This window comes from Alterinioella sp. (assembly GCF_058343375.1).
Window position 1 is genome coordinate 1 of record NZ_JBTUJH010000057.1, and the last position, 24,056, is coordinate 24,056.

General features: G+C 64.0%; 16 protein-coding genes and 1 tRNA gene. 12 read left to right on the forward strand and 5 right to left on the reverse strand.

Annotated elements, in window-relative coordinates; all coding sequences use genetic code 11:
* The 3 genes from ACW8PS_RS08805 to ACW8PS_RS08815 all read left to right on the forward strand — a co-directional run.
* Nucleotides 1–226 (forward strand): hypothetical protein (locus ACW8PS_RS08805; RefSeq protein WP_491526994.1); only part of this gene is annotated, 226 nt, incomplete at its 5' end.
* Nucleotides 226–822, forward strand: coding sequence for a hypothetical protein (locus ACW8PS_RS08810; protein WP_491526995.1), 597 nt, complete (start codon nt 226–228; stop codon nt 820–822). The genes ACW8PS_RS08805 and ACW8PS_RS08810, both read left to right, overlap by 1 nt.
* Before the next feature lie 231 nt (nt 823–1,053).
* Nucleotides 1,054–2,130 (forward strand): tyrosine-type recombinase/integrase, encoded by a 1,077-nt coding sequence (locus ACW8PS_RS08815; protein ID WP_491526996.1) that lies wholly within the window; start codon nt 1,054–1,056, stop codon nt 2,128–2,130.
* A gap of 73 nt (nt 2,131–2,203) precedes the next feature.
* On the opposite strand, the gene ACW8PS_RS08820 is transcribed toward ACW8PS_RS08815, so the two are convergent.
* Nucleotides 2,204–2,280: transfer RNA gene (locus ACW8PS_RS08820), tRNA-Pro, on the reverse strand.
* A gap of 120 nt (nt 2,281–2,400) precedes the next feature.
* On the opposite strand from ACW8PS_RS08820, the gene pseB reads away from it, so the two are divergent.
* The gene (gene pseB, locus ACW8PS_RS08825) at nt 2,401–3,399 is read left to right on the forward strand and encodes a UDP-N-acetylglucosamine 4,6-dehydratase (inverting) (protein ID WP_491526997.1); all 999 of its coding nucleotides are present in this window, start codon (nt 2,401–2,403) and stop codon (nt 3,397–3,399) included.
* A complete protein-coding gene (gene pseC, locus ACW8PS_RS08830) occupies nt 3,399–4,562 on the forward strand; it encodes a UDP-4-amino-4,6-dideoxy-N-acetyl-beta-L-altrosamine transaminase (RefSeq protein WP_491526998.1) in 1,164 nt (387 codons plus the stop codon). The genes pseB and pseC overlap by 1 nt, the downstream gene beginning before the upstream one ends.
* Before the next feature lie 150 nt (nt 4,563–4,712).
* On the opposite strand, the gene ppsA is transcribed toward pseC, so the two are convergent.
* The 4 genes from ppsA to ACW8PS_RS08850 form a co-directional block, all read right to left on the reverse strand.
* Nucleotides 4,713–7,103, reverse strand: coding sequence for a phosphoenolpyruvate synthase (gene ppsA / locus ACW8PS_RS08835; RefSeq protein ID WP_491526999.1), 2,391 nt, complete (start codon nt 7,101–7,103; stop codon nt 4,713–4,715).
* 134 nt (nt 7,104–7,237) lie between these two features.
* Nucleotides 7,238–7,468: a hypothetical protein gene (locus ACW8PS_RS08840; RefSeq protein ID WP_491527001.1), complete on the reverse strand. Its 231-nt coding sequence runs from the start codon at nt 7,466–7,468 to the stop codon at nt 7,238–7,240.
* A 30-nt stretch (nt 7,469–7,498) separates the two neighbouring features.
* Nucleotides 7,499–15,907, reverse strand: a complete 8,409-nt coding sequence (locus ACW8PS_RS08845; RefSeq protein ID WP_491527002.1) for a GH36-type glycosyl hydrolase domain-containing protein — start codon at nt 15,905–15,907, stop codon at nt 7,499–7,501.
* The gene (locus ACW8PS_RS08850) at nt 15,904–17,052 is read right to left on the reverse strand and encodes a universal stress protein (protein ID WP_491527003.1); all 1,149 of its coding nucleotides are present in this window, start codon (nt 17,050–17,052) and stop codon (nt 15,904–15,906) included. Before ACW8PS_RS08850 ends, ACW8PS_RS08845 begins: the two co-directional genes overlap by 4 nt.
* A 294-nt stretch (nt 17,053–17,346) precedes the next feature.
* On the opposite strand from ACW8PS_RS08850, the gene ACW8PS_RS08855 reads away from it, so the two are divergent.
* The 7 genes from ACW8PS_RS08855 to ACW8PS_RS08885 form a co-directional block, all read left to right on the forward strand.
* Nucleotides 17,347–17,946 (forward strand): 2-oxoacid:acceptor oxidoreductase family protein, encoded by a 600-nt coding sequence (locus ACW8PS_RS08855; protein WP_491527004.1) that lies wholly within the window; start codon nt 17,347–17,349, stop codon nt 17,944–17,946.
* Nucleotides 17,947–17,957: 11 nt separating this feature from the next.
* A complete protein-coding gene (gene porA, locus ACW8PS_RS08860) occupies nt 17,958–19,235 on the forward strand; it encodes a pyruvate ferredoxin oxidoreductase (RefSeq protein ID WP_491527005.1) in 1,278 nt (425 codons plus the stop codon).
* On the forward strand, nt 19,232–20,251 hold the full coding sequence (locus ACW8PS_RS08865; RefSeq protein ID WP_491527006.1) for a thiamine pyrophosphate-dependent enzyme: 1,020 nt from the start codon (nt 19,232–19,234) through the stop codon (nt 20,249–20,251). Before porA ends, ACW8PS_RS08865 begins: the two co-directional genes overlap by 4 nt.
* On the forward strand, nt 20,248–21,888 hold the full coding sequence (locus ACW8PS_RS08870) for an NAD(P)-binding protein (RefSeq protein WP_491527007.1): 1,641 nt from the start codon (nt 20,248–20,250) through the stop codon (nt 21,886–21,888). The genes ACW8PS_RS08865 and ACW8PS_RS08870 overlap by 4 nt, the downstream gene beginning before the upstream one ends.
* Before the next feature lie 83 nt (nt 21,889–21,971).
* Nucleotides 21,972–23,099 carry a 4Fe-4S dicluster domain-containing protein gene (locus tag ACW8PS_RS08875; protein WP_491527008.1) on the forward strand — a complete coding sequence of 376 codons (1,128 nt, stop codon included), beginning with the start codon at nt 21,972–21,974 and terminating at the stop codon, nt 23,097–23,099.
* Between the two features lie 4 nt (nt 23,100–23,103).
* Complete coding sequence (locus ACW8PS_RS08880) at nt 23,104–23,580, forward strand: cyclic nucleotide-binding domain-containing protein (protein ID WP_491527009.1); 477 nt, start codon at nt 23,104–23,106, stop codon at nt 23,578–23,580.
* A partial coding sequence (locus ACW8PS_RS08885; protein WP_491527010.1) for a ferredoxin reductase domain-containing protein occupies nt 23,580–24,056 on the forward strand: 477 nt, incomplete at its 3' end. The genes ACW8PS_RS08880 and ACW8PS_RS08885, both read left to right, overlap by 1 nt.

Genomic DNA, 24,056 nt, shown 5'->3' on the forward strand with positions numbered 1-24,056 from the left:
CGAGGAAGATCAGGACCGCCCTGATTTCCGGGAAACGCTCGGGCAGGGCGTGCAGGACGCGATCGCGCATGCGGCGATCATCAACAAGGGCACCACCACGATCACCATCATGCGGCCCGCCGATTCGATGATCCGCTTTGAATTTCTGGAAGGCGGCGAGCCCTCGAAAACGTTCTACCAAACCGTGATCAGCGCGGTGAAACGGGTTTTGAAGGAGGCGCGCTGATGCCCATCCGCCCGGAAAACCGCAAGCGATATCCGGCAGACTGGCCTGCGATCTCGGCACAGGTCCGCGCCGCGGCTGGCAACCTCTGCGAGGGCTCGCCAGCCTATCCCGACTGCCGCGCCGAAAACGGCAAGCCGCACCCTGTCACCGGGTCAAAGGTGGTGCTGACCGTGGCCCATCTCGACCACCAGCCGGAAAACTGCAGCCGCGAAAACCTGCGCGCCTGGTGCCAGCGTTGCCACAACACCTACGACGCGCCGATGCGCCGGGCCGGGGTCAGGGAGCGTCGGGATGAGGCGGTTGGGCAAGCGTTATTGGAAGATGATCACACGCTGATCCGGCGCGATCGGAAACGCGCGCTCAGGGATCTGAATGAAGAGCTAACTTATCTGCGATCCGAATATCCTGATCTCAGCGAGGAAGAAGCACTGCGGTTGGCGGCGGACGGCCCAAGATACAAGGCGCTTGGAAATTCCATGGCGGTGCCTGTCGTAAGGTGGATCATGGAGCGAATTCACGCCAGCCATAAAAAAAACGCCGCCAAGAACGCGATGGATTCAAACGGCCATCAGTTGTCGAGGAGTCGGCTCGCATGAATGTAACGCTTCAGAAACAGCAAAACGGCACCACGTTGTCACCAGTGAAGGTGGCCGACCAGCGCGAGGTCGCGGTATGCCCACACGACTCTTGAAAATCGAGGCGGCGGCAGAACAGCTTGACTTGCCAGCTAAATCTCTGCGCGATGCGGCGGAGAAACATGGTTTGTTGATCCGGGTGGGGAGAGCGCTCCGTCTTCATCCGGACGATCTGGAGAGGTTGATTGAACTATGTCGCGTCCCAGCAAAGGTGTCCGCCTTTACGCCCGACCAACCGACGGCGGAAAATTCATCATCATCGACGGCAAGACCCAGCGTCGGACAGGCACGACAGATCGCCGACAGGCTGAAGCGATGCTCGCGGCCTATCTCGTCGAACGCGAGCGCTCGGGTGGTCCCTCTGAACCAGACCGGATAAGTGTAGCGGAGGTGCTCGCCATCTATGGTGAACAGCACGCGCCGCATGTCGCCGATCCCGCACGCATTGGTCACGCGATTTCCGCGCTGGTTTTCTGGTGGGGCGACACTCCTGTCGGTGCCGTCACCGCTGCGGCCTGTCGGCGGTATGCCCGAGAGCGGGTGGTGTATGCAGGAACGGATCGCGAGAGACCAGCCGGGCGCGGAACGACCAGGCGCGAGCTGGGCTGCCTGCAGGCGGCGTTGAACTACTGCGCGGCCGAAGGGTACCTCACGCGCGCGCCTGTAGTTGCGCTTCCAGAAAAGAAGGCCCCCACCGAACGCTGGCTCACGCGGAGCGAAGTAGCGGCGCTCATTCGAGCGGCCCGAGCGAACCCGCGCACTCGGCACATCGCGCGCTTCATTCTGGTCGCCGTCTACACAGGCACCCGCAAGGAAGCGATCCTGAGCCTGCGCTTCGATCCGCACCCAGGAGGCGGATATATCGACGTTGAGCGAGGGGTGCTCTACCGGAAAGCCGAGGAAATGCGTGAGACCGCAAAGCGCCGCCCGCCAGCCCGGATGCCTCAGAAGCTCCTTCGGGCGGCGCGGCGCTGGAAGAGGGCTGCGGGAGGCAGTGGAGGCTGGGTCGTTGAATACCGAGGCAGTCGGGTGGCATCGATCAAGACGGCGTGGCGAACGGTTTGCGAAAAGGCCGGTGTACGCGCCACCCCGCACACTCTGAAACACACCGCCATCACCTGGGCGATGCAGGCGGGCGTGCCATTGGCCGATGCCGCCGGGTTTTTCGGGACATCAATCCAGACATTGGAGAGCGTGTACCTGCACCATCACCCGGATTTTCAGGCCGCCACGGCGGCGGCTCTCGACAATGCAAAATGGCGATTGTGAGCGGGTTTCTTGGCGACTGCCAAAATACTACGCCAAATGGGACATGTGCGATGTCGATAAGTATTTGATATTTTGGTCGGAGTGAGAGGATTCGAACCTCCGACCCCTGCCTCCCGAAGACAGTGCTCTACCAAGCTGAGCTACACTCCGACCGTGATGGGCGAAATAGCCGGGGTTTGGTGCCTTTGCAAGGGGGTTTGGGGTGCGTGGCTTGATCCCGGCACCATTCCCTGCAAGAACGCGAGACAAACCAAATTGACGAGCATTTTCATGGAAAAACACGCCTCTATCCTGCTGACCGGCGGCACCGGGTCATTCGGGTCGCATTTCGTGCCCATGACGCTGGAAAAATACGACCCCGCCCGGCTGATCATCTATTCGCGCGACGAGATGAAACAGTGGGACATGGCCAAAAGATATGGCGATGATCCGCGGGTGCGGTTTTTCATCGGCGATGTGCGCGACCGGGATCGGCTGTATCGCGCCCTGGATGGGGTCGATTACGTTGTTCACGCCGCCGCCACCAAGATCGTGCCGACGGCGGAATATAATCCGTTCGAATGCGTCAAGACCAATATCAACGGGGCGATGAACCTGATTGATGCCTGCATCGACAAGGGCGTCAAGAAATGCGTGGCGCTGAGCACCGACAAGGCGTCGTCACCGATCAATCTTTATGGCGCGACCAAACTGGCTTCCGACAAGCTCTTTGTTTCCGGCAATTCCTATGCCGGGGCCGAAGGCTGCCGTTTTTCGGTGGTGCGTTATGGCAATGTCATGGGCTCGCGCGGATCGGTCATTCCGTTCTTCAAATCCATCAAGCCCGGGCGCAAGCTGCCGATCACCGACCCCCGCATGACCCGGTTCATGATCACCCTGCCGCAAGGGGTTGAACTAGTCTGGCACGCCTTTGAAGATATGGTCGGCGGTGAGATCTATGTGAAAAAGATCCCGTCAATGAACATCCTCGATATCGCGGCGGCGGCGGTGCCGGGGTTCAGCCATGAGGTTGTGGGCATCCGCCCCGGTGAAAAACTGCATGAACAGATGATCGGTGAGGAAGACGCGCCGCATACCTATGAATATGACAAACATTTCAAGATCCTGCCTGCCATCAACAACTGGTCAAACGACCCGGTGCGCATCAAGAACGGGGTAAAGGTGCCAGACGGGTTTGCCTATACCTCGGATGGCAATCCGGACTGGATGTCGGTTGAGGCCCTGGCCGGTTGGATCGACGAGAACGCCGAAACCATCGGCCATTTCTGATGTCGGAGGCAGGTTTCATCCCCTATGGGCGGCAGGATATCTCGGACGAGGATATCGCCGCGGTGGTCGATGTCCTGCGCTCTGATTACCTGACCCAGGGCCCGCAGGTGCCGGCATTCGAGGCGGCGATTTCCACCGCCTGCGAGGTCGCGCATGCGGTTGCGGTAAACTCTGCCACCTCGGCGCTGCATATCGCCTGTCTGGCGCTTGGGTTGAAACCCGGCGGGCTGGTCTGGACCGTGCCCAACACCTTTGTCGCCAGCGCCAATGTTGCCCGGCTTTGCGGGGCCGATGTGGATTTTGTCGATATCGGGGCCGATGATTACTGCATGGACCCCGATGCGCTTGCCGCCAGGCTGGCCCGGGGCGGCCGCATTCCCGATATCCTGATCCCGGTTCACTTTGCCGGGCAATCGGCGGATATGAAGCGTATCGGGGCGATTGCGCGGGCGCATGGCATCAAGGTGATCGAGGATGCCAGCCATTGCATCGGTGCCAGCTATAGGGGCCAACCCATCGGGGCCTGCCCCTATTCCGACATTGCCGTTTTCAGCTTTCACCCGGTCAAGATCATCACCACCGCCGAGGGCGGCGTTGCCACCACGAAAGACAAGGCGCTGGCCGACCGCATGGGCCTGTTCCGCAGCCATGGCGTGACCCGTGATCCGGCCCTGATGGAGCGTCAGGACGCAGAGCCCTGGGAATATGATCAGGTCGCCCTGGGGCTGAACTACCGGATGACCGAGATGCAGGCAGCGCTTGGCGTGACGCAGCTGGGGCGACTGACTGATTTTGTGGCCCATCGTCGAAAAATGGCCCGGCGCTATGATGATCTTCTGGCCGATCTGCCGCTTGTCCGGCCCTGGCAAAGCCCCGACAGCCGATCAGCGCTGCATCTTTACCCGATCCTGATTGATACCGACAAGACCAACCGCACCCGGCGCGCGGTGTTTGATCATCTGCGGGCCGCCAATATCGGCGTCAACGTGCATTACCAACCCGTCCATACACAGCCCTATTATCAGAATCTCGGTTTCCGGCGCGGTGATTTCCCGGTCTCCGAATGGTATTACGACCGCGCGCTTTCGATCCCGCTCTACTTTGGGCTGGACGATGACAAACAGGACCGGGTGATCGCCGCGCTGAGATCCGCGCTCGGCTGATGACCGGTCAGGGGTGGAGGCGGTGCCATGGCTGCGCCGCGACAGGGAATTCTCTTTGCGAACCGCAATCGGCCAGCCCGGTGGGGCGGCCTCTGAAAACAATCCGGCATCGCAGGTCGAGATGGTCGCGGGGCCGCGCCGCGGGGCCTTTCAACTCATATCCTTCTCGGCTGCGGCGACGTGTGATTTCACGGTCAGAAAACTGTCCGGAGTGACCGAGATCGTGTCGATCCCGGCGGCAACCAGGAGGCGCGCGAATTCCGGGTCGTCGCTGGGGGCCTGACCGCACAGGCCGACCTTCGCGCCCGCCTCATGGCCCCGCCTGATCACCGTCTCGATCATCCAGAGCACGGCAGGATCACGTTCGCGAAACAGATCGGACAGCGCTTCGCTGTCTCTGTCGATGCCGAGGGTCAACTGCGTCAGATCGTTCGACCCGATCGAGAACCCGTCGAACCGCTTGGCGAATTGCTCGGCCAGAATAACGTTCGACGGAATTTCGCACATCACGTAGATCTCAAGACCGTTGACGCCGCGCTCCAACCCGTTCGCGGCCATTTCGGCCAGAACCTTGTCGGCCTCCTCGGGGGACCGGCAAAACGGGATCATCACGATGACATTGCGAAACCCCATCTCTTCGCGCAACCGGCGGATCGCCCGGCATTCCAGCGCGAACCCGTCGCGATAGGCATCCGAGTAATATCGTGACGCGCCGCGGAACCCGATCATCGGGTTTTCCTCATGTGGCTCGAACTGACGCCCCCCCAGAAGCTCTGCATATTCATTGGTCTTGAAATCACTCATCCGCACAATTGTCGGATGCGGAAACCAGGTGGCCGCGATGCGCGACAGGCCCATGGCAAGCTTGTCGACGAAATAATCGGTCCGGTTCTCATACCCGCGGGTCAGTCGCGTGATCTCGTCGCGCACGGCCTCATCGCGCAAATCGTCAAACCGCGCCAGCGCCAGCGGGTGGACCCGGATCGCGTTGTTGATCACAAACTCCATTCGCGCCAGCCCAACCCCGTCAACCGGCAGCCGCCACCACCGCGCCGCGGCGGCGGGGTCTGCAATATTCAGCATGACCTTGGTGCGGGTCTTCGGCACGACATCGAGCTTGACCTCGTTGATCTCGTATTCGGCGATGCCGGAATAGACATAGCCGTGATCGCCCTCGGCGCAGGAGACCGTAACCTCCTGCCCGTCATGCAGCAGATGTGTTGCGTTACCGGTGCCCACGATTGCGGGCAGCCCAAGTTCGCGGCTGACAATCGCGGCATGTGAGGTGCGCCCGCCGTGATCGGTGATGATTGCTGCGGCGCGCTTCATCACCGGCACCCAGTCAGGATCGGTATTCGCGGTGACCAGGATCGCGCCATCAACGAAACGGTCGATATCGGCGGCGGAATCCAACAGGCAAACCTCGCCTGTCGCCACCGCCTCACCGACGCTGAGACCCTCGACGATCTTTTTCCCGGCAGATTTCAACCTGTAGGTTCTGATCGCGCCGACATCCGACCGCGACTGCACGGTCTCGGGCCGCGCCTGAACGATGTGCAACTCTCCCGTCTCGCCATCCTTGGCCCATTCCATGTCCATCGCCTGACCATAATGGTCTTCGATGATGCAGGCATAGCGGGCCAGTTCCAGTATCTCCTGGTCATTCAGGACAAAGGCTTCTCTCTCGGCCCTGGCGGTCGGGACCGTCCGGGTCGGGCCTTCGGCCAGCTTGGAATAGATCATCTTCCTTTCTTTCGCGCCAAGCGATTTGGCGACGATCGGAACCAGATCGGGATTGTCGAGAAAGGGCTTGTAGACCTGATATTCATCCGGATCGACGGTGCCCTGCACCACGGTCTCCCCCAGACCCCAGGCGGCATTTATCAGCACGGTCTTGTCGAAGCCCGACTCGGTGTCGATCGAGAACATCACCCCCGATCCGCTGATATCCGAGCGCACCATCATCTGCACACCGACCGAAAGCGCCACCTTTTCGCGATCGAAACCCTTCAGCTTGCGATAGGTGATCGCCCGGTCGGTGAAAAGCGATGCGTAGCAGCGCCGACAGGCGTTCAAAAGCGCATCCGCGCCGCGAACATTCAGGAAGGTCTCCTGCTGGCCGGCAAAGCTGGCATCGGGAAGATCCTCGGCTGTCGCGCTCGAACGGACCGCGACCGAAGGGTCCGGGCGGCCCGCGCGCCGCGCAAGTTCATCATAGGCGGCGCGGATATCTGCTTCGGTCTCCTGTGGCCAGTCGCCGGCGATGATGGCCGCCCGGATCTCGGTTCCCGCCATGTGCAGGCTGATGCGGCCCTTCGCCAGCGCATCGAGGCGCTCGGCAATGACTGCGTCAAGGTCATTGGCCGCCAGAAATGACCAAAACGCCTTCGCCGTGGTCGCAAAACCGCCCGGCACCCGGATGCCACGCGATTGCAATGCCCCGATCATCTCGCCCAGAGACGCGTTCTTGCCGCCCACCAGGCCCACATCACCGAGCGAAACATCCTCGAACCATATCAGTTGGCGATCCAGTGCGGTCATCTCTTGCTCCTACGATCTTGAGTTTGGGCGATCTTGAGTTTGGGCGATCTTGGGCTTGGGCTTGGGCGATACTGGGCGATATTGCCGTCGACCGCCTTGATCTCGGTCAACGAGGCGCGCAAACCGTCGGCTGTTCAGACCCCCTGGAATATCCGGCAAACGCGTCCTTGTCGGGTGTGCAGGCAGGCAAGACGGTGCCGGCAATACCGCCAATAGCCGGGCACCAGCAGCGCCTCCATATTGCTGGCGTCTTCGGGAATGACGTTGCCGGGATCGGGCGCAGGCGATGCGCGGGCCCGCCCGGCTCTGCTGTGGCGTGGCTCATGGCGCGCATCTGCCACCCGGTGGCCGGCCCGCCATGACATGCGGGGACCCTTTGGTCGTGCCACCGGGTGTCATGGCGTTGCCGCCAGCCGCAGACGCGCGGTAACGCGCCGCGTGGCACCATCGGTCGGAAAGGCGATGTGATCCGCATCGACCGGCAGGCCATCGACCGCAAGATCAACCTGGCCGCTGCCCAGATTATCGGGGTCTTCGATGCTGACAATCAGCGTCCCGTCGGGTCCTTTGACCCGGATCTCGGCCCCCCCCCATTGCTTCGGCAGCCGAGGCGAAATCGTAAGCTGCCCGCGGTGCAGGCCAAGACCGAAAATGCCGTGAATGGCGAGTTGCCACGCCCAGCCAGAGGCCCCTGTATACCATGTCCACCCGGCTTCGCCGATCCCGGGTTCGGCACCACGCACATCGGCGGGCAGGACATAGGGTTCGCCGCGGTAAAGCTCTGCGCCATCCGGCCCGGCGCTGCGGCGCACAGGATTGATCAGATCGAAAATCGCATAGGCACTGTCGCCATCCCCCAGTTTCGCATGCGCCAGACCCAGCCATGCGGCGGCATGGGTATACTGGCCGCCGTTTTCGCGCACGCCCGGCGGATAGGCGCGGATATATCCCGGATCGCGCGGTGTTTGATCAAAGGGCGGCGCAAGCAGGCGCACAAGCCGTGCGTCGCGATCAACCAGCCGCGCCGTCGCCGCAGCGACCGCGGCTGCGCTTCGTTCAGATGAAGGCCCCTCGGCAAGCGCCGCCCAGGACTGGGCTATGCTGTCGATCTGGCATTCATCGCATTCCTTCGAGCCCCAGGGCTGGCCGTCATCGGCAAAGGCGCGGGCATACCAATCGCCGTCCCAACCGGCCGCGTCGGCGGCACGGCGAAGGCCCTTTGCCCGGGACCGCCAAAGCCCTTCCAGATGGGGCTGCCCGATCTCGGCCGCGATATCGGCAAAGGCATCGGCGCAGACGGCCGCGAACCAGCCAAGCCAGACGCTTTCGCCACGCCCCTCATTGCCGACCCGATCCATGCCATCGTTCCAGTCGCCGGTCCCGATCAGCGGCAATCCGTGGGCCCCCGATGTAACGCCATGTTCCAGCGCCCGCTGGCAATGTTCGAACAGCGTCGCCGGCTCGGCCCCGGAGTCAAATTGGGCGTAGCGGTCTTCCTCATTCTCCGCCAGTGGCGGGGCGGACAGAAACGGCACGGTCTCGGCCAGGATGGAGGCATCGCCGGTCGCACTGACATAGCGACCGGTGGCATAGACCAGCCACAGCAGATCATCCGAACAGCGCGTCCGCACGCCCCGGCCCGAAGGCGGATGCCACCAGTGCAGCACATCGCCCTCTTCGAACTGGCGCGAGGCGCAGTCGAGAATATGCGCCCGCACCCGCTGCGGATCAATCAACAAAAGCGCCATCATGTCCTGAAGCTGGTCGCGGAACCCAAAGGCACCGCCGGCCTGGTGAAACCCGGCCCGCGCAAAAATGCGCGAAGCGATGGTCTGGTTTACCAGCCACCGGTTGACCATCAGGTCAAAGGCCGGGTCCGGCGTTCGGACGGTGACGGCACCCAGCCGCTCCTGCCAGACGGCCCGGTTCGCGGCCAGCGCCTGTTTCACCCTGCCGACATCGCTCCAATGCGCGGCCAGCCGGGCGGCTTCGGCAGGGTCGCTGCCCTCGCCCAGCACGAAAACCACGTCCTCGGTCGCGCCGGGCGCGAGATCTATATGAACCTGAAACGCCGCGCAAGGATCGGCGGTGCCGTCCAGCGTTCCGTCCAGGCTCCAGGCCGTCAGACCGGCCGGGCGGGCGGGATCACCCCGGTGGCCAAGAAACGCCGCGCGGTCGCAGGTCAGGCTATGGGGTGGGCGGCTGGCGGCAAGAAAACCCGTGCGGTCGCCGAATTCGGGATTCCATCCATTGCGCGCAATCAGGGCGCGGCTTTCGGCATCATAGCCGCAAACCACATGCGCCCGCGCCGCGCTGGCCAGCGCGCCAAGCAGCCATTCGGCGTAATAGGTGGCCGTGAACCGGCGCCCGCGATCGCCCGAATTGGTCAGGCTCAGAAGCACCAGCTTTACCGGAGCCTCGGGAGGGACAAAGACAGTGAGACTCTGCTCAAGGCCTTCGCCGTTGCGGTGCCAGGTCGTCACCCCCGGATGGTGGCGGATCCGGCAAGAACCGTTGCCGCCCGCCGGAAGCGGTGTCGGGGTCCAGATCTTCGCGGTTTCCTCGTCCCGCAAATACAGAGCCTCGGCCTGCGGATCCAGCAGCGGATCATTCGACCAGGGCGTAAGGCGATGCTCGCCACTGTTGATGCACCAGGTAAAACCCAGCCCCGCCTCCGACACGATCGACCCGAAGCTTTCATTGGCCAGGACATTGCACCAGGGGGCCGGGGTCCGGCGCCCGCCCGCAAGATGAATCACATAATCGCCATCCGGCGCGAAGCCGCCATAGCCGTTGTCAAAGATGAGATCGGTTGGCCGCGCAAGTTCGGGCGCGGGCGCAGGCTCGGGTGGCGGCCCGACCGGCTGAAAACGCGGCGGTGCGGCGCGCACCGGTCGCAGCAAAGTCACCGCATCGCCAAGCGCCTGCGCCGCGCCGTCAAGCGATAGCCGCGCCGCCGCCTCAAGCGCCCTCCGCTCGGGCGCGCCAAGCCGGTCTGCGGCGATAAGATGAACCCCCCCCGGCCCTCCAAGCCCGTCGGCGTTGCCAGCCTCACGCAACGCCGTGGCCAGATCTTCGCGGATCGGCTCCTGATAGCCCGAAGCGCCTTCGCGCAGGATCACCAGATCAACGCGAAGGCCGCGCCGCCGCCACCACTGATGCGCCTGGACAGCCGCCGGCAGCAGCCGGGCTTTGCTATCGTCCAGCACTCGAACCAGCATGATCGGCAGATCCCCGGACAGGCCCATGCTCCACAATTGCGGCTGGGCCGGAAGGCCGGTTTTGGTGGCGACCGCAAGCACCTGCGCGGGCGGGCGCGGAAAGACGAGATCGCAACACAGCGCCTGCGCCCCGGCCAATGCCCGCGAATCGAGACCCAGACGGTGCGCCTCAAGCGCCGCGGAACGCCGCGCATCTTCCAGCGCCCATTCCAGCGCAGACATCGTCGCGTAGCGTTCGGCGATCTCGATCGCGGTTTCGCGCGACCCTGCGGCGACCGTCACGAAGGCCACCTGCGTGCGCGCCCCCGGGGCCAGAACGATCCGCGCCCGCAGCGCCATCACCGGATCAAGCGTCCACCCCGCGCCGCCCGCCAGCGCGCCGGTCGCGCCCGGCGGCCGTTCGGTATCGCCATGGCGGCCAAGGAACGCCCTGCGGTCGGTCTCGAAACCGGCGGGCATCGCGGCGGCATCGGCGGTCAGCAGCCGGTGAACCAGAACCGGCGGCCGGTCCGACGGTCGCCGCGGGCGTCGGGTGAACAGCAATGCGTTCAGCGCGTCCAGACGCTCGCTGCGGACAAAGAGCTTGCTGAACGCCGGGTGCCGGTCATGGGCGGCCATCGGTGCCAGCACCACCTCGCTGTAGCTGGTCAGATCAATCTCGCGCGTCCGGTCGCTGTGGTTGAAAAGGGTAATGGTGCGAAACTCCACATCGTCGCCCGGCGCGATCGCGATTTCCAGACTGGCCGACAGACCATCGACGCGGTCGTGAAACACCGCCTTATGGGCGTGAAAACGTATCTCTTCCGAGGCGTCCGACCGGCCTCCGCCAAGCGACCAGACCGCCGCATTTTCACGCTCGCAGAGATAGATCCGCGTGTCGCCGACGCGGCTGCCGGCATCGCCTGTCCATCGCGTCAACGCCTGGCCGCGCCAGCTGAGCGCACCGCCGCCGGTATCGGTGATCCAGGATGCGAGACTGCCATTGCCGATGACGTGAAGCTGTGGCGTCGGATGGTCCGGCGCGGGCCAGTCCTGCAACACCGGCGTCGGCGCGCGGGCAAGGTCGGGCGTGTCGGTTTCCGGCTCTGTCGCCTGTTCGGGAGGGAATTCCCAGGGCACCCGCTCCTGCAACAGCAATTCGGTCGCGCGCATATGCGCCTCGGCCCCGAACCGCCGGACGTGGATGTTGTCGTTCAGAACATTTCCGATCGCTGCCAGGATCATGCCCTGATGGTGGGCCATGAAAGACCGCACCGGCGTAAAACCCCCCTGATCCGGGCGCCGGTCCGGAGTGAAATCCGCCGCTTCGAAAAAGCCGTATCGACCGCACAGGCCAAGCGCCTCCAGCCGACGCAGGTTGCGTGCCGCCGCGACCGGCGCGACCGCCAGCGCCAGCGCGCTGGCATAGGGGGCGACCACGTAATCCTCGGCCAGGCCGCGTTTCAGGCCAAGACCGGGCACGCCAAAGGCCTGGTATTGATACCGATGCGCGGCGTCGCGGGCGGCGTAGCCGGATTCGGACACGCCCCAGGGCAGGCCGAGCTTTTCGCCATAGCGCCGCTGCGCGGCAACGGCGGCCCGTTCGCTCTGCCCCAAAAGCCGCCCGGCATCGCTGGGCAACAACAGCGTCGGCATCAGGTATTCGAACATCGACCCGTTCCAGGACAAGGCCGTAAGCGCGCCACCCGCCTCGGCGATGGGCCGTCCAAGATGGAACCAGTGTTCGACCGGCACATCGCGTTTGGCGATCGCGAAATAGCTTGCCAGCCGCGCCTCGCTGGCCAGCAGGTCGTAATGGTGCTGATCGGGGCGCTCCGAACCCAGATTGTAGCCAATGAAGAACGTCTTGGTCGACATGTCGTAAAGCGGCCGGAAATCCATGCCAAAGGCCCGCGCCCGCGCCCGCACGGCGATGCTGTTGATGCTGTCGCAAAGCTCGGCGCTATGGGCCGCCCCCTGGTCGAGCGCCGCATTCATCTGTTTGATCCAGCCTCGGCTGTCGGCATCGCCGGATGCCAGATCCGACAGCGCCAGCCGGGCGCGGCCGATCCTTGCCGCGATCTCGTCGAGCGGGCAGTCGGGACCGGGCAGCGCCTCAAGAAGATGCTGCACCGCGCCAGGTCCGGCAGGTGGCGTGGCCGCCAGAGAAAGCCAGGGTTCCAGCGCGTCGATATCACGCTGCATCGACGCCAGGCGATGATTGGCGCGCTCCAGCCAGAGAAGCACCTCATGCGGATCGCTCAGGCCCTCCTTGTCGAGCGATTGCGTCAGCAGCCTCTGCACGTCTTGCCAGTCGCCGGTGCCAAACCCGGCCAGCGCCGCCCGCCAGGTTTCCGGCGCGCTTTGGATCTCGGGCAGCCGGGCAATAATCGCGTCGAGCCGCTTGCAGAGGGCACCCCGATCCGTCTCGGGCAGGGCGGACAGGGCCGCGCGCAACAAACGCATCTCATCGGCGAGGCCGCTCCACAGCGCGGGCGACATCGCCGGGCCCCGGGCCGCCGCGCGGCAACCTTCGCTCAGCGCAACAAGGCTCACCGCCAGATTGCCGCTATCGACTGTCGAGACGTAGCGCGGCTCGAGCGACTTGAGCGATTTCGTGTCGAACCAGTTGAGGGTATGACCGGCATGGCTTTCAAGCCGGTCAAGCGCATCAAGCGCGAAAGTCATCCGTGTGGTGAATTCGCGCAGGTCGATATGGCCCAGATCCCAGGCGGTCAAGGACGAGAGAAACAGCATGCCGACATTGGTCGGAGAACTGCGATGCGCGGTCTCCTCGTGCGGGCTGGTCTGATAGTTGTCGGGCGGCAGCCAGTTGTCGTCGGGTCCGGCGAAGGTCTCGAAAAACAGCCAGGTCCGCCGCGCGACCTGGCGCAGGTATAGCCGGTCCTCTGCTCCCAGCCTCTCGGCCACTGTTTGTCGCGGTCGGCTTATCAGTCGGGCGATTTCGGGCGAAAGGAACCACAGCAGCAAAAGCGGCGCGGCACCCGGCAGGCCGACAGGGTCGACCAGGGCGAGGATCAGCGCCAGCGCAACCGAGAGCACCGGTGCCGAGATCATCTCGGACCAGATCCCGAGCCGTCGTTCCGAAACCTGCGCCGCCGAATGAGCCGCCGAAACCCACTCCAGCAAGCGCCGCCGCGAGACATAGACCCGCCACAGCGTCCGCATGATCGCATCCATTGCATGCACGGCCTCATGCGCCATGAAGACGATGGCAAGCAACCAGCGCCCGCCATGATCCGCCAGCCTGCGCAGCGTGGCGCGTGCGGTGTTCCGGCGGCGCCCGCGCGCCAGATTGGTCACCAGCTCGGTGAACAGATACGCGCCCGGTGCCGCGATGGTCATCGCCGTCCAGATCAGGGCCTGCCCCGGCAACATCAGCCATCCGGCCGCGGCAAAGGCGACCAGCGCGGGTGGGATCAGGCTGCGGCGCAGATTGTCGAAGACCTTCCAGCGGTCCAGCGCCGACAGGCGGCCGGGCCGACGACCGCCGCGGCGGTCCGGCACCGACCCGGCAAGCCAGGGCAGAAGCTGCCAGTCGCCGCGGATCCAACGATGGGCGCGGCGGGCATAGGCAAGGTAATTCGACGGGAAATCTTCATAAAAAACGATGTCGCTGGCCAGTGCCGCGCGCCCGTGAAGGCCCTCGAACAGGTCGTGGCTAAGCAGCGCATTTTCCGGCACATTCGAACAGATGCAGCCATGGTAGGCTTCGACGTCAAAGGCCCCCTTGCCGGTGAATATGCCTTCGCCGAACAGATCTTGATAGATATCTGACGCAGCGCGGCTGTAGATGTCGATCGCCGTGTCGCCGGTATAAAGCCGGGTAAACAGCGAACGCGCCCCCGCGCCGGGCGAAATTTCGACCCTGGGCTGAACAAACGTGTAACCGCATAGCGGCTTTCCCGACACCGGGTCGAATTCCACCCGGTTCAGCGGATGGGCCAGAGTGCCAATGAGCCGGTTTACCGCGCCCGGCGGTGCCGTGGTGTCGGCGTCAAGCGTGACGACGAAGCGGATCCCGCCAAGCGCGCCAATGTCACCCTCGCGCAGGGCAAAGGCATCGGGCAGGTGGCCCAGGATGAAGCCGGCGAATTCTTCCAGCTTGCCGCGCTTGCGTTCCCACCCCATCCAGATCCGATCAACCGGGTTCCAGCGTCGTGCCCGATGCAGCAGCACGAACGGGGCCTGATCGGGATAGCGCGCGTTCAGGCCGCGGATACCGGCAACCAGAGCCGCCTCGATCAGCGCATCTTCGGGCACACGCTCGGCATCGGCGTCGGGCAGGTCACTCAGCAGCGCCATGCGGATCAGCGGGTCCGGATTGGACAGCCAATGCGTCTCCAGCCGCTCGATCAACGGCGCGACATCGCCCCGGTCGCGCAGAATCACCGGCATCACCAGCGCCGCAGCCATATCCGCGCCAAGGCCGCGTTCGACATCCATCTTCGGCAATACACGCGGCGGCACCTGTTGCGTGACGATCCATTGCGTGACCGTGACGCTGATAATCATCGCCGGCATGAGCGACAATAGCAGCCCGACCACCCAGGCCGCGATACCCGCCTCGAAATAGACCAGAAGCCCGATCGGAAGGGCGAGCGCGGCAATGGCGAACCCGGCCAATGCCGCGCCATAGCTGATGCCGGCATGCGCCAGCGCCCATCGGCGCAGCGCCGCAACGGGCGGAACCCGAAAACCGACGGCCCGCTCCAATTCGGCCCGCCCCTCGGCGACCAGCCAGCATCCGACATGGCCCCGGCGCGGTGCCCCGGCATGCGACCGCGCGAGTTTCAGCGCGGTTTCAGCCACGCTCCACTCAGAAACCCGGCCTCCGGCGGCAATCTCCTCGACAGCCTTGCGATACCGGTCGCGCGTATCGAAATCCATTTCCTGGTATATTCCGGCAGGGTCATCCCGCAAGATCGCCTCGACCCGGCTGACCTTTTCAAAGAACACCTTCCAGGACGTGTTCGACACCGCCATGAGTGCCGAAATCGCGCGCGATACCGCCTCGGTCGGGTCAAGCGCCTCATGCGCAAGCCGCCCGGGCGTCCGCCCGAACGGTGCTGCGAGATCGGGCAGAAGATCGTCAAATGCATGCACCAGTGTTTCCAGGCAGGCGAGGCGCAGCATCGCGGGAAAGGCCCACAGCTCGGCGATCGTCAACGGCCCTTTTTGCTGATAGGCGGTGACAAACTCGGCCATTCCGGTGATGCTGACCTGCATATGCGCAGCATCCAGAAACCCCCGGGCCAAAGCCATGACCCTCGGAATTCCCCGGTATTGGGCTGCGGCGAGGGCGGGAAGCCGGCGAAAGAAGGCGGCTGGCATGTCCTCTTGCACCTGCCGGACGGCGCGCCGCACGTGAAATTCATTGTCCAGCAGCCACTCGGCGGCCTTGGCGGCATGATGCGGCGGCGCGGCACAAATCTGGCGGGCCCGACCCAGCCAGGGGATAATCGCTGAAATCTCGCGCAAGACCGGCACCGGGCCGGGTCGGTTTCCGTCAATGTCATGATGCAGCCGCAGGGCCGCCTGGACAAGCGCCAGCGCGCCGTCCGGTTCGGCATCGGACGTCAATTCAACGCGCGGCCCGGCAGTCTCACTGCCGGCGCGTCCTCGGCACGCCGATATGTCTGCGGCAGCGTCCCCTCGTTCGTTCGGACGAGAAGAATGGGCTTGTCGGCATGGCTGATCAGGTATTCGGCGACGCTGCCCATGGAAAGATCCGGATGCGCGCCGAGACCCGTGGAGCACAGAATAATGATGTCGGAACGGTCCGCCACCGCGGCCCGCGCCAGCGCATGGCGCGGATCTCCGCTCGCCAGCACCCGCGTCCGTGTCGCGGCCGGCCTGGGCGGCAAGCGGGATTTCACCTGCCTGAAGTATTTTTCGGCAACCAGTTCGTTGCGGTGGCGCAGTTGGTCGCGCAGCGCGACGGCCTCCGCCTCGACCGGCCCGATTTCGGTAAGCTCGATATTTGGTGCCGCATGGACAAGCACGACTTCGGCCTCATGGGCGGCGGCGATCGCCATCGTGATCGGCAAGGCGCATTCCGACCGCGGCGAACCGTCCAGCGGTGCCATCACCCGCCGGTAGCGTATGGTGGCATCGCCAGATTCTGATCGAGGCACCAGAAGCACCGAACTGTTGGTCGCCTCCGCCACACGACGCGCGGTGCCGCCCAGCCCGGAAAACGGCCAGTTGCTATCGTCGGTCGCGGCCAGAACCGTCAGATCGACGCCATTGTCGCGGGCCCAGGCGCAGATGCATTCGGCGGCCTGTCCGCTGATCACCACGGCTTTGGCATCGGAATCAGCACATTCCAGCAGGTCGCGTTTCAGCTCCACCTCGGCATCGCGAAGGCGCAGCCGCCATTCGACCGGATCGGTTGACACCTGCTCCGCCGGCGGCTCCAGCACCCGCATCGCGGTCAGGCGCGCACCGGTCGCCGATGCGATCGCCGCAGCATGGGCCAATGCGGCCCGCGAGGCGGCAGAGCCATTCACACAGGCCAGAACATGACGAAAGATCGGCTGCCCATCATGGCGACGGGGCGAGCGAGGCTCGGTCTTGCGGGCACTCAGGAATTCGGATTCGGGCATGATTCGTCCCCCCAACTCAAACTTGGACGGCAACGTCTCACCATGGCTAATGCGCTGAGCCGAAACCGCTCTCTCCAGGCCGTAGCCCCGACACATGGTCGTTTTCGCCAGTCTCTGCATCGGGGACGGACATTTTCAGACAGCTCAAGGGATACAGGGAACCGTCCGCGCCATCATTGATCCATATCAACGAGAGACCGGCTTTGTTCGCCTGAGCGATGCATTTTCGAGATCTCGATACGAATTGTAGAATTACGAATGTCCATGTCAAGCGCTCCTGGCTGCGCGCGGGGGCGACGGCCGGAATTACCGGGACAGGCTGGCAGCGGCGCATTGAATGCCGCAAATAACAGGCTTTATCAATGCGTTAGACCAAATCGCCCTGCGCCTTGATGCATATCAATGAAAGCCGCGATGCGACTGCCAAACTGGGCGGCAGACGGGGGGGGGCGCGTGTTTGAGATGCGGTTGCATGGGCGGGGTGGGCAGGGTGTCGTGACCGCCGCCGAATTGCTGTCCGTGGCGGCCTTTGACGAGGGCAGGCATGCGCAGGCATTTCCCAGTTTCGGCTCGGAACGCATGGGGGCACCCGTCGCTTCATATTGTCGCCTGGCCGACACCGAAATCAGGCTCCGCGAACCGATCATGGATCCCGATGCGCTGATCATCCAGGATCCGACATTGTTGCATTCGGTTGATGTGTTTGCCGGTCTCAAGCCGGATGGTTTCCTTTTGATCAATTCCAGGCGCGACGTTCGGGCCCTCGGGATCGGTGATTTTGCCGCGGCGTTGCCGCAGGGCCATGTTGCCTGTGTCGGGGCGACAGAGATCGCCCTGCGCCACACCGGGCGCCCGGTCGCGAATGCCGCTCTGCTGGGCGGTTTCGTGGCGCTGACACAGGCCCTGGGCATCGCTGCGGTGCTTGACGCCATCCATGAGAAATTTGCCGGTCCGGTCGGTGACGCCAATGCCGCCGCCGCGCGCGAAACCTATGAAGCCGTGCTTTCCAGCTGAGGACATCAGACATGCTCAGACAGATCGAAGGATCACAAGCGATAGCCGAGGCGGTGGCCCTGTGTCGGCCGCAGGTGGTCTGCGCCTATCCGATCACGCCGCAGACCCATATCGTGGAAGGCGTCGGCGCGCTGGTCAGGACCGGCGATCTGGAGAACTGCGAATTCATCAATGTCGAATCCGAATTTGCGGCGCTGTCGGTGGCAATCGGTGCCTCTGCGGTCGGCGCGCGGGCCTACACCGCCACTGCCAGCCAGGGGCTCTTGTTCATGGCCGAGGCCGTCTATAACGCCGCCGGTCTGGGGCTGCCCATCGTGATGACCGTAGGCAACCGGGCGATCGGTGCGCCGATCAACATCTGGAACGACCATTCCGACAGCATGGCGCTGAAGGATGCCGGCTGGATTCAGCTTTATGCCGAAACCAACCAGGAAGCGGCCGACCTGCATATCCAGGCCTTTCGTCTTGCCGAGGAACTGTCCTGCCCGGTCATGGTCTGCGTCGATGGTTTCATCCTGACACATGCCTATGAACGTCTCGACATTCCGACGCAGGCAGAGGTTGACGATTATCTGCCGCCCTTTGTGCCGGTGCAGCAGCTCGACATCGACAACCCCTATTCGATCGGTGCCATGGTCGGCCCGGAGGCCTTTACCGAGGTGCGCTATCTCGCGCATCAGAAACAGGTCGACGCACTTGAGGTCATTCCCCGTATCGCGGCGGAATTCGAAACCGCCTTTGGCCGCGCCTCGGGCGGTCTGCTGCGCCCCTATCGTTGCGAAGATGCCGAAACCATCGTCGTCGCATTGGGTTCGGTGAACGGCACCATCAAGGATGTCGTCGATGCCGAACGCGCGGCAGGGGTCCGCATCGGCTGCGTGACCATCGGTTCGTTCCGGCCGTTCCCGCTGGCCGAACTGCACGACCTGCTGGCCGGTGCCGACCGCATCATCTGTGTCGAGAAAAGCCTGGCACCCGGCCTGGGCGGCATTCTGGCGTCCAATGTGCGGATGGCGCTGCGCGGCGAGGCAATGCCCGTCCTCACCGTGATCGCGGGGCTTGGCGGGCGGCCGATCACCCGCGCGTCGCTGACCGATGTGTTCCGCCGCGCCGCCAGCCAGGCGCTTGATGACGTCACCTTTCTGGATCTCAACCGCGAGGCGGTCGGCGCGCAGATCGCCCGGGCTGCCGGAATGCGCGAATCCGGGCCAATCGCGGAAAACCTGCTCAGGGCGCTCAATCCGGGGCTTGTGCGCCGGGTTCCCCCCAATGAGGACGCAAAGCCATGACCGAAAAAACCGCGCCTCAAAAGATCAGGTTCTATCAGACCGGAACCCGAACCGTGGGCAACCGGCTGATGGCGGAGGATGGCCGCACCGTGCAGGCGTCGATGGAACGCTCAAACACCATCACATCGGGCCACCGCGCCTGTCAGGGCTGCGGCGAAGCCCTGGGCGCACGCTTTGCACTGGACGCGGCGATGCGGGCGTCGGGCGGCAAGCTGATGGCCGTCAACGCGACCGGCTGCCTTGAGGTTTTCACCACGCCATATCCCGAAACGTCCTGGCAGATCCCCTGGCTGCATTCGGTGTTCGGCAATGCGCCTGCGGTCGCCACCGGGGTCGCGGCAGGGCTGCGGATGCGGGGCAAAGCCGATGTGCGCGTCGTGGCCCAGGGCGGCGATGGCGGCACCACGGATATCGGCTTTGGCTGCCTGTCAGGCATGTTCGAGCGCAATGATGATGTGCTCTATATCTGCTACGATAACGAGGCTTACATGAATACCGGCGTGCAGCGCTCCTCGGCCACGCCGCCGGCGGCGCGAACCGCCACCACGCCTGCATTGGGTGACGCGCCGGGCAACGTGTTCGGCACCGGCAAATACATGCCCCGGATCGCCATGGCCCATAATATTCCCTATGTCGCAACCGCAAGCGTCGCCCATCTGCATGACCTCGAAGCCAAGGTCGCACGCGCAATGGAGATCCGCGGTGCCCGCTATATCCACATTTTCGTGCCCTGCCCGCTCGGCTGGGGATCGGCCTCGGAAAACACCGTTCTGATCGCCCGGCTTGCGGTCGAATGCGGCCTCTTTCCGCTGTTCGAGGCCGAACATGGCGCGGTGGTTTCATCCGGCAAGATCCGGCGCCAGGTGCCGGTCGAAGACTACTTGCGGCTGCAACGGCGTTTCGCGCATCTCTTCAGGAAAGGGACCGAGGATCGCGAAACCATCGACGCGATCCAGCGCATCGCCGACGCCAATATCGCGATATACGATCTTTTGCCGGCAAAGGACGGGACATGACCTTGAAACCGCATCCCTTCGCCATCACCCTCGATCCCGGAACCAGCCTGCAAAATCACACCGGATCATGGCGCACGTCACGGCCGGTCTATGTCGACCGGCTGCCACCGTGCAACCATGCCTGCCCGGCGGGTGAGAATATCCAGAACTGGCTCTATCACGCCGAAGGCGGCGATTATGCCGCCGCCTGGCAAGCCCTGATGCAGGACAATCCGATGCCGGCGGTGATGGGCCGGGTCTGCTATCATAGCTGCGAAACCGCCTGCAACCGGGCCCAGCTTGACGATGCTGTCAGCATCCATTCCGTGGAACGGTTCCTGGGCGATTATGCGATACAGCACGGGCTGACCCCGGCTTTTGACACCAGCCCCAGCGGCAAACGGGTTCTGGTCATCGGGGCCGGCCCCAGCGGATTATCCGCCGCCTATCATCTGACCCGCCTTGGCCATGCGGTGACGATCCGCGAGGCCGGGCCGATGGCCGGCGGCATGATGCGCTTCGGCATTCCGAAATACCGCCTGCCCCGCGATGTTCTGGACGCCGAAATTGACCGGATCATTGCCACCGGGATCACGCTTGAACTGAACACAACGGTCGATGATATCGAAGCGGCCTTCGCGGATGACGGGTTCGACGCGGTCTTCGTCGCGGTCGGCGCGCATCTGGCCAGGCGCACCGAGATACCCGCCCACGCGGCGGGGCGCATCCTTGATGCGGTGAGCCTGCTGCGCGAAATGGAGGTCGGTGCCGAGCCACCGCAGCTGGGCCGCCGGGTGATTGTCTATGGCGGCGGCAATACCGCGATGGATGTCGCGCGCACCGCCAAGCGGCTGGGTGCCGAGGAGGCGATGATTGTCTATCGCCGAACGCGAAAGGAAATGCCCGCGCATGATTTCGAGGCCCGCGAGGCCGAGGAAGAAGGCGTTCTGATCCACTGGCTCAGGACCATCAAGCAGATCGACGCGACCACATTCACCGTGGAAAAGATGCAGATCGATGCCGACGGACGGCCTCAGCCGACCGGCGAATTCGAAACGCTGGAGGCCGATACGCTGGTGCTGGCGCTGGGGCAGGATGTCGATACCGGGTTCCTGAACCGGGTGCCGGGGGTCAAGCTTGCGCATGACGGGGTTGTGGCGGTCGACCCGCAGATGATGACCGGCCGCGAAGGTTTGTTCGCCGGCGGCGACATGGTTCCGTCCGAACGCACGGTCACGGTCGCCATCGGCCACGGCAAGAAGGCCGCGAACAACATCGACGCATGGTTGCGGGGCAGCCGGTTCGAAAAGCCGCAAACGGCCGAGATTGCCACATTCGACACTCTCAATACCTGGTATTATGATGACGCGCCGAAGCAGATTCAGGGCCAGCTTTCGATCTTGCGGCGGCAATCGGGATTCGAGGAGGTCGCACAGGGCCTGACCGAAGACAATGCGCTTTTCGAGGCGCGCCGCTGCCTGTCTTGCGGCAATTGTTTCGAATGCGACAATTGCTATGGCGTCTGCCCCGATAACGCGGTGATCAAGCTTGGGCCGGGCAACCGGTTCCAGATTGATCTGGATTATTGCAAAGGGTGCGGGATCTGCGCAACCGAATGCCCGTGCGGGGCGATCAAGATGGTGCCCGAGGACATGTGAAAAGCGCCGTGCCGGGGCGTGATGCCGATGCCGGACCGCCCCCCACCCCCGTGGGTTTCAGGTTGAAGGAGAAAACATCTGTCATGTCTCACCATGCAGGAACGACCGTTACGATCCGTGACCCCGGCGCGCTTGTCCAGGCGCTGATCGACGATGGCTGGCGCGTCATCGGCCCACGCCTGGGTGATGGTGCGATCGTCTATGACGAGATTTCAGAACCCGGCGATCTTCCCCGAGGGGTCACCGACGAACAGGAAGGCGGCCACTACCGGCTGCGCCAGGGCCGCGACGGGCGCTGGTTCGACTATGTGGTGGGCCCGCAAAGCTGGAAGAAATGGCTGTTCCCGGCGCGCCAGAAACTCTGGTCAGCGCAGAAGACGGCGGATGGGTTTGACCTTGAAGTGGCCACCGAGACCTGGCCGAAAACCGCCTTTTTTGGTGTGCGCTCCTGCGAGATCGCTGCCATGGCGGTGCAGGATCGGGTGTTCGACAATGGCGAGTTTTCCGATCCCGGCTATTGCCACCGCCGCGCGCAGACCCTGATTGTCGCGGTGCAATGCGCGCGCTCGGCGGCCACCTGTTTTTGCGCCTCGATGAATACCGGCCCGCGCGCCGATGACGGGTTTGACCTGGCATTGACCGAGCTGGACGAAAGCGAAAAGGGTGCGTTCCTGGTCGAATGCGGCAGCGCACGTGGTGCCGCGATCCTGAACCGTCTTGAAGTGCAAAAGCCGCAACAGCGGCATCTGGAGGCCGCACAGGCCGCAACCCGCAACGCCGCCGATGCCCAGACCCGGCATATGGTGGCAAACATCCCGGCGCTGCTGCGCGAGAACCTCGACCATCCGCAATGGGATGCGGTGGCCGATCGCTGTCTGAGCTGCGCGAATTGCACGCTTGCCTGCCCGACCTGTTTTTGTTCCGACGTCACCGATATCAACGACCTGACCGGCGAACACACCGAACGCTGGCGCAGTTGGGACAGCTGCTTTTCGGCCGATTTCAGCTATGTTCACGGTGGCCCGATCCGGCGCTCGACATCGTCGCGTTTCCGGCAATGGATGACCCACAAACTGTCGACCTGGCACGACCAGTTCGCAACATCGGGCTGCGTCGGTTGTGGCCGGTGCATTGCCTGGTGCCCGGTCGGCATCGACATCACAGCGGAGGCCGCCCTGTTCGCGGACCCGCCTGACAAGAGCGGGGATTGAGAACATGCGCACCCACGGTATCGAAGAGCTTCTGTCAAACCACCCGGTGTTTCGGAATTTCGACGCGGAGACGCTGGCGCTGCTTGTCGGCTGCGCCCGCAACGAGCATTTCCACGCCGGTGACAGGATCTTTGCCGAGGACGATCCGGCCGATAAGGTCTTTGTCCTTCGCTACGGCGACGTCGCGGTCGAAATCGCAACCCCGGAACGGGCACCGATCATCGTCGAGACATTGCACCCCGGCGATGTGCTGGGCTGGTCCTGGATGGTGCCCCCCTACCGGCACATGTCCGATGCCCGCGCGCTGACCGATATTCGCGCGGTCAGTCTGGGGGCCGACTGCATCCGCAAAAAATGCGACGACAACCCGGTGCTGGGATATCAGATGTTCAGCCACCTGCTGCCGCATATGGCGCTTCGGCTGCGCACGTTGCGCCTGCAGCTTCTGGATCTTTACGGACCGGGGAGTGGCCCGGCGTGATGGCGCGGATCGAACAGCCGGACCCGATGTTGCCGCGGCGCTACCGCGTTCGGCGCGCCTGGAGCGAACTGGACGGCGTGACCACGATGGAGCTCAAACCGCTGGACGGGCCCATGCCCGGGTTCCAACCGGGCCAGTTCAACATGCTCTATGCCTTCGGCATCGGCGAGGCGGCGATCTCGATCTCCGGCGATCCGGCCAGACCGGACCGCCTTGTTCACACCATCCGGTCGGTCGGGGCCGTATCGGCGGCTCTTAGCGCGCTTGAAGATGGCGACATGGTGGGCGTTCGCGGACCCTTCGGTGCCGGCTGGCCGATTGCGGCTGAGACCGGGCGCCATATCGTCTTTGTTGCCGGCGGGCTCGGGCTCGCCCCATTGCGGCCGGCAATCTACCATGTGCTGGAACACCGCAAGGACTATGCCGGCCTGACGCTGGTTTATGGCGCGCGATCACCGCAGGATCTTCTTTATGCC